Origin of the sequence: Snodgrassella sp. CFCC 13594 (genome assembly GCF_001590725.1) — a bacterium.
In the GTDB taxonomy this organism is placed as follows: Bacteria; Pseudomonadota; Gammaproteobacteria; order Burkholderiales; family Neisseriaceae; genus Snodgrassella.
In genome coordinates, this window is sequence record NZ_LQXR01000007.1 from 55,263 (window position 1) to 68,609 (window position 13,347).

Here is a 13,347-nt window from a genome sequence, read left to right on the forward strand (position 1 = left end):
TGTTTTTTATCCCAAAACAGCATCAACAGTTTCATGGAGCAAGGCGGAAATATGGGACATGTATAATCAATAATTTAAATAAGACGAACCCAAGTTTAAGTTGCTAATTATTTAATGATTAGCAAAACGGCCCAGCGGTTTTTTATATATAAAATATAAATGCATATGATTTTAAAATTACACACACTTGGGATAAATTTTTACAATTAAACGCTGATTTTCGAGTTGATCGCGTCCTTACTCCGATATTTTTGCAATTTCTCCGCCAGAAAATTAATCAATAGGCTCACCCGCTTGGGTAAATGTTCTTGCTGATAATAAACTGCATGAATATTCTGATAATACAATGTATTTTGCTCTTCCAGTAAAGCCACCAATTTCCCCTGTTTTAAATCATTTGCCACCAAAAATTCTGATAAACAGGCAATACCATTGCCAAGCATGACCAGTTGCCGAACTGTTTCGCCATTGGATGCTTTTAATTTGGATTGAATCGTGAGGAATTGATCATCGATTTTTAACGGCCACTTATTCAAACTTGGAACTTTACTAAATCCAATCAATTGATGTTGTAATAAATCCTGCACTGTTTCCGGATAACCAGCCCGTGCCAAATATTCGGGACTGGCCACAATATATAATCGACTTTGGCACAATAATTTTGCATGCAGGCTTGAATCATTCAACTGTCCGAAACGGATTGCCACATCGGTTTTTTGTTCGAGTAAATCAATGATCTGATCATTGCTATTCAGCTCAATTTCGATACAGGGATAACGCTGCATAAACTCTTGTATCAACGGCGCAATAACATGCAATACAAAAGGTGTAGCCGAATCAATCTTGATCAAACCAGAGATTTCATGATCAAAGCGCAATAAAGCATCTTCTGCCTCGCCAAGATCATTCAGAATTTTTCGTGCCTTATCCAGAAACAACTGCCCTTCCTGCGTCAATTTTAATTTACGTGTAGTGCGTTCCAGCAGAGTTACATTGAGTTTTGATTCAAGACGCTGCAATGCCCGACTTAATCCAGATGTGGTCTGATTTAATTGTTGTGCTGCACAGACAATAGAACCTGCATCAACAATCGTGACAAAGGCGAGTAATTCTTCGATTGAGGATTTCATTTGATCACCACATTTTATTATTGATTTATAGTCAATAATATTTTGCTAAACATACTGTTTTTTTGCAACAAAAATCGACACAAAATACACGTCTTCCCACAACAGAATCAGCCAAGATGAAACTTAATTTCCCCTTACTTACACTGGCAATTGGTGCATTTGCCATCGGCACCACAGAGTTTTCACCAATGGGTTTCCTCCCACAAATTACACAAGGTATGCAGATTTCGATTCCACAAGCCGGTATGCTCATTACCGCCTATGCGTTAGGCGTGATGATTGGTGCGCCACTCATGACTTTATGGTTTAGTCGTTTTCCACAACGTAAAGCCTTAATGTTATTGATGGTACTGTTTACGGTTGGCAATTTATTGGCTGCTATTGCACCCAATTACCTGAGTTTGATGGCTGCACGAGTGATCACCAGTTTAAATCACGGTGCTTTTTTTGGTATTGGTTCGGTCGTGGCTGCCAGTCTTGTTCCCAAAGACAAACAAGCCAGCGCCGTTGCTGCCATGTTTATGGGTTTAACCATTGCCAATATTGGCGGCGTACCACTGGCAACGTGGTTTGGACAAAATATTGGCTGGCGCGAGGCATTTGCAACCATTGCCATTCTGGGTATGCTGACCATTTTGTCCCTATGGAAAGCTTTACCACAAGGTCAGGCTGGACATCCGCCCAATGTTAAACAAGAACTTAAAGCTTTGACACGTGGACCTGTTATTTTGGCATTACTCACTACCGTAATGAGTGCCGGTGCAATGTTTACCCTATATACCTATATTGCACCAAGTTTGAAGTATTTCAGCAATGCCACGCCACAACTGGTCACGGTCATGCTGATTTTAATTGGTATTGGCTTTTCCATCGGTAATCATTTAGGTGGTAAATTTGCCGACCACTCAATTGATAAAACCCTGATCGGCTTTTTAGTCTTACTGATATTGATGATGGTGCTTTTCCCATTGCTGGCCAAAACAGCAATCGGTGCAGGCATTGCATTGGTGATTTGGGGTGCAGCCGCCTTTGCAGTGGTACCACCATTACAGATGCGAGTGATGTCGGTTGCCCATGAAGCGCCAGGATTGGCCTCTTCCGTCAACATTGGTGCATTTAATCTGGCAATGCCATTGGTGCCGCAGCCGGAGCAGCCGTATTAAGTCTGGGCTGGAGTTATGTAGCAGTTTCCTTTGCCGGTGCAGTGCTGTCCGGATTGGGTTTATTATTGGTCTTGATTCAAATGAAAAAAATCCCTCAAGCGGCCGCTCAGTAAAATTAAGATTGCACAAACTGATCCATAGCTTATGCATAACCCTTTAGCTATCCACAGCCAAACCAAATCTACACAAGTTTTCCTGTTCATGGGGTGTACCTAGGGACATGCACAGATTTACATGATTAATACTTGCCAATCAAAATAACAGTGATTATCATTGTCGAACGGTATTAAATATCACTCGAGACCCAATCATGTACGTATGCCTTTGCAATGCCATTACTGACCGCCAGATCCAAGAAACCGTGGCTGCCGGTGCCAATAGCCTGACTGACTTACAAGCCCAATTGGGTGTGGCAACTTGCTGCGGTTGCTGTGCTGATGTGGCTTGTTCCTATCTAAGCGCCAACAGTGAAAGTCAAATGAACAGCAATGCCGCATTGGCTGGACAACATTAATTGAATTTTAAACCACCCATTCTTTCATGAGCCGCCAATTAGCGGCTCATTTTTGTATGCACTGGCATTGAATAACAGCTCATGCTGCTGTCTCACTCCATCATCTCCAATTTTTTGCGGTGCAGTGATCATTCACCAAACATTCCAACAATAAAAAACCCTGCTCTAGGCAGGGTTTTGGGTGTACGGCAATAACCATTATTTTAATTTGGTTTCTTTGTACAATACATGTTTGCGGGCAACGGGATCGAATTTTTTGATTTCGAATTTACCCGGCATATTGCGTTTGTTCTTCGTGGTGGTATAGAAATGACCTGTACCAGCAGAAGATTCCAATTTAATTTTATCGCGCATTGCTTTATCCTTTAATCAATTGCGATTAAGCTTCACCGCGCGCGCGCAATTCGGCTAATACAACGTCGATGCCCACTTTATCGATGGTGCGCAAAGCAGCATTGCTCACACGCAGACGCACCCAGCGGTTTTCACTTTCCACCCAAAAACGACGTGATTGCAAATTCGGCAAGAAACGACGTTTGGTTTTGTTGTTGGCGTGTGACACGTTGTGGCCGCTCATCGGGCGCTTACCGGTCACTTCACATACTCGTGCCATGATTAAACTCCAAACTTCTAAATTCGTAAAACGCGATTTATACCATGAAAAGCAATGTTTATTCAAGGTTTAAATCGCCCTAGTGTGGCAAATTTGGCATCCGCAAAACACCAATAGCGCTTTCAGGCAGCCTAAAGCGGTAGCCTGAAAGCGATTTAATTCAGGTTTTGGCTAGCCTTGGTCGAATCAGACGGAGTTGCCGCCGTTTCTCCGTGTAAACCACCGCCCAATACCTTATAAATATCGGCGCGATTCTCCAACAGCGTTTGCTGAGTTTGCAACAAAGACTGCTGGGCGCTGTAGCTGTCGCGCTCTGCATCCAGCATTTCCAAGGAGCTGGAAACACCATGCTTGAAGCGCATCTGCACCAATTTATAGCGATTTACCTGCGCGCGTTCGCTGTTTTGCTGTGCCTGATACTGTCGCAGCAGCGCACTGCGTGCCACTAAAGCATCTGCCACATCGCGAAAAGCGGACTGTACTGTCTTTTCATATTGCGCTACCGCAATATTTTTGCGTACCGTAGCCAAATCCAAATTGGCCTTATTTTGACCCCAAGTAAAAATCGGCAATGTGATTTGCGGTGCAAAACTCCAAGTCCGGTTTCCCCCCATAAATAGGCCACTGAGCTCCGTGCTGCCCGTTCCCAAACTACCAGTCAGGCTGATGCTTGGAAAGAAAGCTGCGCGAGCAGCACCAATATTGGCATTGGCTGCTTTTAAGGCAAATTCTGATGAGCGCACGTCTGGCCGCTGATAGAGCACATCAGAAGGCAATCCAACAGGCAATTCAGCCTGCACAAATTGCTGTGCTAACGGCGCCGCACCAGGTAAATCATTCGGAATCGGCTGCCCAATCAGCAAAGACAATGCATTGCGCGCTTGATCACGAACTTGTTCTGCTGCCGCATAATCTGCTCGAGCCGCCTCAATCTGGGTAACGGCTACATCTACATCCACTTGGGAAATGACACCTGCCTTAAATTGCAGATCAGTCAATTTCTTGCTTTGCTCACGCGAAGCCAGTACTTTCGTGGACAAATCCATCTGTGCCTGCGCCACGCGCTCAGCAAAATACGCTTTGGCCACACTGGCTATCAAACTGATTTGCGTGGCATCGCGATTTTGCTGCTCAGCAAAATATTGATTCAAAGCAGCATCAGACAAACTCTTGACACGCCCAAATATATCTAGCTCAAAGGAAGTTACGCCCAATCCCACGTTATACGATTCGGCAATATAACTTTGTTGATTACCACTGGCGTCCAAGCGTGAACTCAAATCACGCGCCACGCGAGATTTGGCAGCGGCCCCTGTGGCACCCAAGGCAGGAAGCCGATCAGCCCGGGCAATGGCGTACTGCGCACGCACCGCTTCTACATTCAATGCCGCTACCCGTAAGTCGCGGTTATTCTGTAACGCCAAATCAATGAGTTGGCGCAGGCGTGCATCGGCAAAATAATCCTGCCAACCCAAGTCAGCTGCGGCAACTCGACCTTGCGGATTCAGGCTGCCTGAAGCCTTGGGAAATGTGGACGCCATGTCCACCACCGGCTGTTGATACTTAGGCGCCATGGAACAAGCAGACAACGCCAGCGCCAAGACGCAAAGACCCAAACATTTTTTTTGCTGCATTATTCTGATTCCTTATTGCCAGAGCGATGATTGTCTTCATTGCGACGTGGTTCCTGCGGAGAAACCGAAGCGGCATCATTATTTAGGGGTACTGCCGAATCATCGGACGGCGCCACAGAACCACCAGTAGCCACGGCCAAGTCGCCATTTTTACGGTGACGAGGATGTACCCATGAGCGCACCGTCGAATAGAAAATCGGCACCAAGAAAATGGCTAGGAATGTACCAATTAACATCCCCCAGAATACGCTGGTACCAATCGCACGCTGACTGGCAGATGACGCACCACTGGCAAAATACAATGGCACCACACCCAAAATGAAGGCCATAGACGTCATTAAAATAGGGCGGAAGCGCAAATGAGCGGCTTCTAGGGCTGCCTGAAGTGGCGTTTTGCCCTGCGCCTGCAAATCCTTAGCAAATTCCACAATCAAAATGGCGTTTTTCGCACTCAACCCAATCACCGTAATCAAGCCAACTTGGAAGTAAACATCATTACCCATGCTGCGACCCCATACCCCCAGCACCACGCCCAACAGACCAAGTGGCACCACCAGCATCACTGCAAACGGGATACTCCAGCTTTCATACAAAGCCGCCAAACACAGGAACACGGCCAAAATAGAGAACGCATAGAGAATGGTGGATTGTGAACCGGCAGCTTGTTCTTCACGTGACAAGCCAGTCCATTCATAGCCAAACCCTTCAGGCAGCTTGGTCATCATCTTTTCCATTTCTGCCATCGCATCACCCGAACTGTAGCCGGGCGCTGCAGACCCCGTAATGGCCATGGCTGGGTAACCATTGTAACGTACAGTCTGCATCGGACCGGTTACCCATGATGCTTTCACCATGGTGGAAAGTGGCACTGGTTGGCCTTGCGTATTGTTCACAGTCAGCTTCATCACGTCTTCAGGCTGCAAACGATTGGCCGCATCAGCTTGCACAATCACCCGTTGCATGCGTCCGCTATTCGGAAAGTCATTCACATAATTAGAACCAAGCGCAGTCGACAATGTGCTCGCAATGCTGGAGAAATTTACCCCTTGTGCACTAGCGGCATCACGATCAATGTCTATCCGTAATTGTGGTGCGTCCTCCATGCCATCAGGCCGCACTTGCGTCAACACTTTGCTTTGCATGGCCATGCCCAACAATTGATTGCGTGCTGCTAGCAAGGCTTCATGCCCTTTTCCACCACGGTCTTCCAGACGAAAATCGAAACCGGAGCTGGTGCCCAAACCAGGAATTGCAGGTGGATTCAAAGCATATACGAAACCATCTTTCAAGGTCATCATCATGGCACCAGTAATACGTTGTGCCAGCGAATCAGCACTGTGCTCTGCTCCACTACGTTCTGACCAATCTTTAAGCGTAATGAAGCTCAAGCCCATATTCTGACCTTGGCCGGTGAAGCTGAAGCCCAACACCGACACCATATTTTGAACTTCTGGCTGTTTCATCGTAAAACCTTCAATTTGTTTGAAGGTTTCTAATGTACGCTCTTGAGTCGCGCCAGAAGGCAGTTGCACAGTAGCGATGGCATAACCTTGGTCTTCTTGTGGCAAAAACGAAGTCTGCAAACGCGTTAATACAAACAAAGCCACACCAGTCAGCATCACATAGATCAACAACATGCGGCCAGAGCGCTTCAACAACCGCGATACACCCGACTCATATTTCTTAGCACCTGCATCAAATTTTTTGTTAAACCACCCAAAAAAACCTTTTTTATCTTCATGCCCATTCACAGGTTTCAACAAGGTGGCGCACAAAGCAGGTGTTAATGATAAAGCCAAAAGCGCCGAGAAGAAGATGGCCACAGCCATTACCAAGGAAAATTGACGATAAATATTGCCTGTTGAACCTGCAAAGAAGGCCATTGGAATAAATACCGAAATCAGCACCAACGTAATGCCAATGACAGCGCCGGTAATTTGTGTCATGGCTTTTTTGGTGGCTTCTTTGGGAGGCAAATGCTCTTCAACCATGATGCGCTCGACGTTTTCAACCACCACGATCGCATCATCCACCACAATACCAATCACCAACACCATGGCGAACATCGTCAGTACATTGATTGACATACCCGTGAAATACATCACCGCAAATGCACCCAGCAGGGCGATCGGCACCACAATAGTCGGAATCAAAGTATAACGAATATTCTGTAAAAACAACAACATTACCAAAAATACTAAGAAAATCGCTTCCAACAGTGTATGCACCACTTTTTCAATGGAGATGCTCACAAATGTAGAACTGTCATAAGGCACAGTCCATTTCACGCCAGTGGGGAAAAATTTCTGCAACTCCGCTAATTTGGCTTTTGCTGCTTGAGCAGTCGCCAGCGAATTGCCACCCGTCGCCAATTGAACACCCAGGCCCACTGCTGGTTTACCGTTGAGGCGTGCAGTCGTGGCATAACTTTGTGCGCCCAACTCCACTTTGGCCACATCGCTCAGCCGGACAATAGAGCCATCTGTGTTCGATTTCAGCACAATATTTTTAAAATCTTCAACATTCTTAAGCTGACCTGGCACCACCACGGTAGTCGTCATGGTCTGATCACCACCATTAGGTAAATCAGACAAGGCACCAGCGGAAACTTGCATGTTTTGCGCAGCGATCGCTGTATTCACATCGGAAGCCGTGAGATTGAGAGAACGTAATTTATCGGTATCCAGCCAAATACGCATCGCGCGTTCGGAGCCAAACAAAGTCACATCACCCACACCCTGCAAGCGCTGGATTTCCGGCTGAACATTCCGTGCCACATAATCGGCGATTTCCGTCGTAGACACATTTGGGTCATCGGTGGAGAACATGGCCATCAGCAAGAAATTACTGCGCGCCTTGCTGACGGTAATCCCGGTTTGCCGCACCATAGAAGGCAAACGATTTTCCACTGCCGATAGCTTGTTTTGAACATTCACCTGATTGATGTCAGAGTCCGTACCGGGCTTGAAGGTCAATGTAATAGAGCCAGTACCATTGGATAACGATTTGGATTCCATGTACTCCAAATCCTGCACCCCATTCATTTCACGCTCAATCAGTGAAATAACGGTGTCATCGATGGTTTGTGCATCTGCTCCAGGATAGGCAATCGACAAATTGATGGTTGGCGGCGCCACTTCTGGGTATTGTTCAATAGGCAACTTGGTGATGGAGACCACCCCGGCCAAGATAATAAAAATGGCGACCACCCAAGCAAAAATGGGGCGGTCAATAAAAAACTTAGGCATGGTAAACCCTTATCCGATTACTTGCTTTTGCTGCCAGAAGCAGCATGGGCAGCAGGTTGACTGGCGGCGGGCTGTTGCGCGGGCGCAGCAGCCTGATTGCCTTTCCAAGGTTGGGTTTTAACGGTTTTCGCACCGGTCATCTGCACCGCCGACAAACCATCGACAATCACTTTATCCCCTGCTTTTAAGCCACCAGTAATAATCCAATTATTGCCTTGCTGGCGAGCAATGGTAACTGGGCGTGGGGCAAAACCACCATCGGCATTGACCACCATTACGGTATCCCCTTGTGAACCTCGACTCACCGCTTGCTGTGGAATCAAAATAGCATTGTCAATTTGCGCTTCTGGGATGGCCACCCGCACAAATTGGCCCGGCAGCAAAATATTACCGGTATTGGGCACTTCGGCACGCACGCTCACCTGACCTGTGCTCTCATCCACAGTCATGTCGGTAAACAATAAACGCCCTTTTTCTGGGTACTCAGAACCGTCATCCAAATAAATGGTGACTTCAGGATTGCCATTGACCATTTTCATTTTGCCTTCAGCAATGGCTTGGCGCACTTTCATGGCCTGCTGAGCCGACTGGTTCAAATCCACATACAAAGTATCGGTTTGCTGGATCAACGCCAACTGGGTGACATCGCCCTGCCCCACCAATGCGCCTTCAGTCACCAAAGCCTTACCAATGCGACCAGAAATCGGCGCGGTTACATAAGCATAACCCACATTAATTTGGGCGGTTTTGATGGAAGCGCGAGCACTCTGCACCTGCGCGCGAGCCAAGCGCTGCTGCGCAATGGCTGCATCAAATTCCTGCTTACTGATGGCATTGGCCGCAACGAGGGGACGATACCGCATCACATCGGCATCGGCTTTGGCTAAGTTGGCTTCTGCTGTAGCCAAACTTGCTTTCGCTGTATCCAATTGCGCCACATAAGGGGCATTATCAATTTGGAACAAAGGCTGGCCCGCCTTAACGTAACCCCCTTCCGCAAACAAGCGTTTTTGTAGGATGCCGGCTGCGCGTGCACGCACTTGTGCTTCACGTATCGGCTGTAAACGACCAGTTAATTGCGTCGACACCGTTACTGTAGTTGGCTGTGCAGTCACCACGCTCACCACTGGGGGTGGCATTTGCTGTCCCGCTGTATCATCTTTCCCATGACATGCAGCCAAAGCCAGTGCGCTGGCCAATACCATGGCACTAATACGCCATTTTTTTGGTATCCCATTTGCTTTCATAACCACCTCAATAATGTAATGTGTTGTTTTTAAATAAATATATATACGCCATCATCCTTGCAGGACTGCTCAGACAATAACCCAATGCCCATTGCCTACCTTTGCTCATAGCATCTGGTGTGATCCATATAAAGAGCCCACCACCAGATTAATGGCTGCCTGAAAAATAGCAGACTTTACTGCGCGAATTATACATGCAAGAATGTATGTATAGAAAGACTAAGCCAGACCATATAAATGTTAATTTTTTTAAAAATAATCGGTTTTGGCTGATACAGCAAGCCGTTTTACTGTTAGCACTCGAATTTCATTTACATTATTTAGTTTGTTAAGGCGTCCTATGCGAAAAACCAAAGCCGAGTCGGCCCAAACACGTGAAGCCTTGTTGAATGCCGCCCTGACTGTTTTTTATGAACGCGGTGTCAGCCAAGCTTCCTTACAAGAAATTGCCAGCCAAGCTGGGATGACTAGAGGGGCTTTATATTGGCATTTCCGCAACAAAGAAGATTTATTTGATGCATTATTTCAGCATTTTTTCAATCAATTAACACAAAGCATGGCGCTGGAGATTGCCGCACAATCCCCAGATATTTGGAACAAATTCACCCAATCCGCCTTACATGATTTTGAGCAATTGGCCGACAATGAAGATTATTTCAAGTTTCTTTATATTCTGCATTTGAATTGCGAACATACCAAACAAAATGAAAAAGTCGTGACACTGTTGCGAAAATACCAAGAGATGTGGCACACCTTGCTACAACAAACTTTTGCTGTGTGTGTACAGCAAGGGATATTGCCTGCCAATTTGAATCTTCAAGCAGCCGTATTGTATTTCCAATCATTGGTGATGGGCCTAACCGAATCTTGGCTGATCAACCCCTCCCGCTTTGACATCAAACGCATTGCTCCGGCATTCATCAAAACCGCATTGTGTACGCTTCAATACAGCCCTGATTTACGCTTGGAAGCAGATCCAACCTAACCCACCATCCATGTACTCAGGATAGATGTCGCAAAAAAGCCGCTGTGAAAGCGGCTTTTTATTAAAGGTGACCGGCAATTAATGTCGTCAATCACCCATCTTTGCGCACGCGCAGCAGCATGACCGGCATATCAGCCTGGCGCAATACGCCTTCTGCGACGGAACCCATCAGCGCATGCATGATGCCACTGAAGCCATGGGTACCCATCACCAATAAATCCACCTGATTGGCATGTGCATCATCCACAATCAAATTGGCAATTTTATCGCCTGCACTTTCCAAAATAGCGGTTTCATGGCGGATATTTTCATGATTGAGCAAATCAGTTGTACGCGCCAAGACTTTTTCACCAGCACTTTCAATGGCTTTGCGCACCTCTTCCGATTGCAAATAGCCAGTACCACCCCAGCTAAACTGTGCTAAATCAACCACATGCACCGCGCGCAACGTGGCCTGACATAACTTAGCCAAATCAATGGCTTCATGTAAAGCACGCATGGAAGCAGCGCTGTCGTCCACAGGAACCATAATTTTCTGATACATTGTCTATTCTCCTTTTGCCAGTTTGAACCAAAACGTTTATTCGAGCCCAAATAAACGTCACCACTCTCTCACTGTTTGTTAGGGTAAGATTAGCACAAAGCTTGGAGGGCCGGCAGCCAACGCCGCATAAATCAACCCACAAGCGCGACAGAATATTGTTTGTTTGACTCTGGACAACCACCATGCGCATACACATTCATCTACCTTCAACCATGTTATTTCAAACACAAATGACCGTATGCATCGGCGACATCAATTACGGCAACCATTTGGCCAATGATGCAGTATTGCGCTTATGCCATGAGACGCGATTGCGGTTTTTACAGGCTTTTGGCTACAGCGAAATGAATGTGGCAGGTGCGGGACTCATCATGGCCGATGCCGCCATCCAATTTCAAGGCCAAGCATATCATGGTGACGTGTTGAACTTCGACATCGGCATTGGCGACATCGGCTCGGCTGGGTTTGAATTGATTTACCAAATCAATCGTGAACGCGACCAAGCCGCCATCGCACGAGTCAAAAACGGTATGGTATTTTTTGACTACACCACGCAAAAAGTAGTGAAAACCCCAGCGGCATTTCAGGCGGCCGTGTCTGCTGCGTTATGAAACCCAAATCAAACCCAAACGCTTGGCCCTTGTGGGACGCCTTTTTTCTCAGTCAACAACAACACGGTGCTTCACCACACACGTTGGCGGCCTATCGGCGCGACTTACAACAACTGCAAAGCGCGCTACCTGAAAATTTGAGTATCACCGAATTAACCCGTCTGCATTTGGTTGATGCCCTCAAGCAGCTCACAGCCCAACGCCGTCAACCCAGAAGCCTCGCCCGTAAGCTCTCGGCATGGCGCACCTATTTCCGCTTCTTATTGGCACAAGGCTGCCTGAAAACCGACCCTACTTTACATTTGAAAGCACCCAAAGCGCCTGCACGCCTTCCCAAGGCGCTACCGGCCGAAGCGCTGAATCATTGGCTTGATGAGCTATCCCAAATGACGCATTGCACCTGCGCGACCAAGCGATCATAGAATTGCTTTATGGCAGCGGTTTACGCGTCAGCGAAGTGGCCCAATTGGATTGCCAACACATTCTACTGGCTGAAGGCTGGGTAGACGTTTTGGGCAAAGGCGGCAAACAGCGCCAAGTACCTTTAGGTCAACAAAGTAGTCTGGCAATAGCGCGTTATTTACCTGTTCGCCAGGCTGCGGCAGGTGAATGTGCTTTATTTACCAACCGCCGTGGTACCCGCATCAGTACACGCCAGATTCAAAACCGCCTCAATCAGTGGGCGCTGGAACACCAAAGCGACCGACATCTGTCACCCCACATGCTACGCCACAGCTATGCCAGTCATTTGTTGCAAAATGCAGGCAACATTCGTGCCGTACAAGAATTATTGGGACACAGTAGCTTAAGCACCACCCAGCAGTACACCAAATTGGATTTTGATCACTTGGCCGACATTTACGACCACACCCATCCTCGTGCCAAACGCAAACAAAAAGACGATTAAATAGCCAAGCCTCCCCACACCACCTCTCGTGTCCAACTACCTGAATCAGGTATGATGGCCTCTTTGTTATCCAACCGCCGTTTTCATTATGCTCAGCAATACCCAATCCTTGATACTTGGTATCGTGTTTCTCAACCTCATTGGCCAGCTATCGCCAGGACCAGACATCCTGATGATTAGCAAAACCGCATTGACCTATTCCCGTTGGGCAGCGTTCAAAGTGGTGTTGGGTATTTTTTCGGGGGTGGTGTTTTGGCTATGGCTCACCATACAAGGCTACAGCACACTGATGCAGCATGTACCTTGGTTGCAGCATGCATTCATGCTGCTTGGTGGTGCTTACTTAATGTACAACGGATGGCGTATGCTGCGCGCAGCGGCACCGCAAGCGAACGCACCCATTGCACTTTCAGGTGCCAAAGGTTTTTACTGGAAAGGTTTAATCACCAATTTATCCAACCCCAAAATCGTGCTGTATTTTGGCAGTGTGATGTCGGTGGCCCTGGGTGATGTCACCAACCCCACACTGAAATATGAGATCATGCTGATTCTCCTGGCACAGATTTTTCTGACGTTTTGCTTGCTGATGTGGTTGTTTTCACTGCCCGCCCTCAAACGGCGCTACCTGAGCTTCAGCCAAGCCATCGATAAAGTAGCGGGAGTGTTGTTTATTGGTTTTGGCGCTTGGCTCTACACTCAGGTATTCCGCACATTACTGAAAAGCAATTAACGCGCACCCAATCAATCCGTC

12 protein-coding genes and 1 pseudogene are annotated in these 13,347 nt (G+C 47.1%); 6 read left to right on the plus strand and 7 right to left on the minus strand.

The features are described from left to right. Positions 1–206: 206 nt before the first annotated feature. Positions 207–1,130, minus strand: a complete 924-nt coding sequence (locus tag A2F46_RS05865) for a LysR family transcriptional regulator (protein ID WP_066567907.1) — start codon at positions 1,128–1,130, stop codon at positions 207–209. Between the two features lie 116 nt (positions 1,131–1,246). Here A2F46_RS05865 and A2F46_RS05870 point away from each other — a divergent pair, with 116 nt between their 5' ends. After that, positions 1,247–2,293 carry an MFS transporter gene (locus A2F46_RS05870; protein ID WP_231867723.1) on the plus strand — a complete coding sequence of 349 codons (1,047 nt, stop codon included), beginning with the start codon at positions 1,247–1,249 and terminating at the stop codon, positions 2,291–2,293. Between the two features lie 310 nt (positions 2,294–2,603). Continuing rightward, positions 2,604–2,807: a (2Fe-2S)-binding protein gene (locus A2F46_RS05875; RefSeq protein ID WP_066567908.1), complete on the plus strand. Its 204-nt coding sequence runs from the start codon at positions 2,604–2,606 to the stop codon at positions 2,805–2,807. 198 nt (positions 2,808–3,005) lie between these two features. On the opposite strand, the gene rpmG is transcribed toward A2F46_RS05875, so the two are convergent. From rpmG to A2F46_RS05900, 5 genes are all read right to left on the minus strand, one after another. Next, positions 3,006–3,161, minus strand: a complete 156-nt coding sequence (rpmG, locus tag A2F46_RS05880; RefSeq protein ID WP_066567910.1) for a 50S ribosomal protein L33 — start codon at positions 3,159–3,161, stop codon at positions 3,006–3,008. A gap of 25 nt (positions 3,162–3,186) precedes the next feature. After that, complete coding sequence (gene rpmB, locus A2F46_RS05885; protein WP_066567911.1) at positions 3,187–3,420, minus strand: 50S ribosomal protein L28; 234 nt, start codon at positions 3,418–3,420, stop codon at positions 3,187–3,189. A 155-nt stretch (positions 3,421–3,575) separates the two neighbouring features. Next, the gene (locus A2F46_RS05890) at positions 3,576–5,054 is read right to left on the minus strand and encodes an efflux transporter outer membrane subunit (protein WP_066567912.1); all 1,479 of its coding nucleotides are present in this window, start codon (positions 5,052–5,054) and stop codon (positions 3,576–3,578) included. Further along, positions 5,054–8,302, minus strand: coding sequence for an efflux RND transporter permease subunit (locus tag A2F46_RS05895; protein WP_082783596.1), 3,249 nt, complete (start codon positions 8,300–8,302; stop codon positions 5,054–5,056). Before A2F46_RS05895 ends, A2F46_RS05890 begins: the two co-directional genes overlap by 1 nt. A 17-nt stretch (positions 8,303–8,319) precedes the next feature. Beyond that, positions 8,320–9,549, minus strand: a complete 1,230-nt coding sequence (locus tag A2F46_RS05900) for an efflux RND transporter periplasmic adaptor subunit (protein ID WP_066567913.1) — start codon at positions 9,547–9,549, stop codon at positions 8,320–8,322. Between the two features lie 340 nt (positions 9,550–9,889). Between A2F46_RS05900 and A2F46_RS05905 the strand changes: the two genes are divergently transcribed. Beyond that, a complete protein-coding gene (locus tag A2F46_RS05905) occupies positions 9,890–10,534 on the plus strand; it encodes a TetR family transcriptional regulator (protein ID WP_066567915.1) in 645 nt (214 codons plus the stop codon). 91 nt (positions 10,535–10,625) lie between these two features. Here the strand turns inward: A2F46_RS05905 and A2F46_RS05910 are convergent, their stop codons facing one another. Continuing rightward, positions 10,626–11,078 (minus strand): universal stress protein, encoded by a 453-nt coding sequence (locus A2F46_RS05910; RefSeq protein ID WP_066567917.1) that lies wholly within the window; start codon positions 11,076–11,078, stop codon positions 10,626–10,628. 182 nt (positions 11,079–11,260) lie between these two features. On the opposite strand from A2F46_RS05910, the gene A2F46_RS05915 reads away from it, so the two are divergent. The 3 genes and pseudogenes from A2F46_RS05915 to A2F46_RS05925 all read left to right on the plus strand — a co-directional run bounded on the left by A2F46_RS05915 (position 11,261) and on the right by A2F46_RS05925 (position 13,326). Next, entirely contained in the window at positions 11,261–11,689 is a 429-nt protein-coding gene (locus tag A2F46_RS05915; protein WP_066567919.1) for a thioesterase family protein, read from the plus strand. Next, positions 11,686–12,596, plus strand: a pseudogene (locus tag A2F46_RS05920) (tyrosine-type recombinase/integrase). The gene A2F46_RS05915 and the pseudogene A2F46_RS05920 overlap by 4 nt, the downstream one beginning before the upstream one ends. Positions 12,597–12,684: 88 nt before the next feature. Beyond that, the gene (locus tag A2F46_RS05925) at positions 12,685–13,326 is read left to right on the plus strand and encodes a LysE family transporter (protein ID WP_066567921.1); all 642 of its coding nucleotides are present in this window, start codon (positions 12,685–12,687) and stop codon (positions 13,324–13,326) included. The last annotated feature ends 21 nt before the right edge of the window (positions 13,327–13,347 follow it).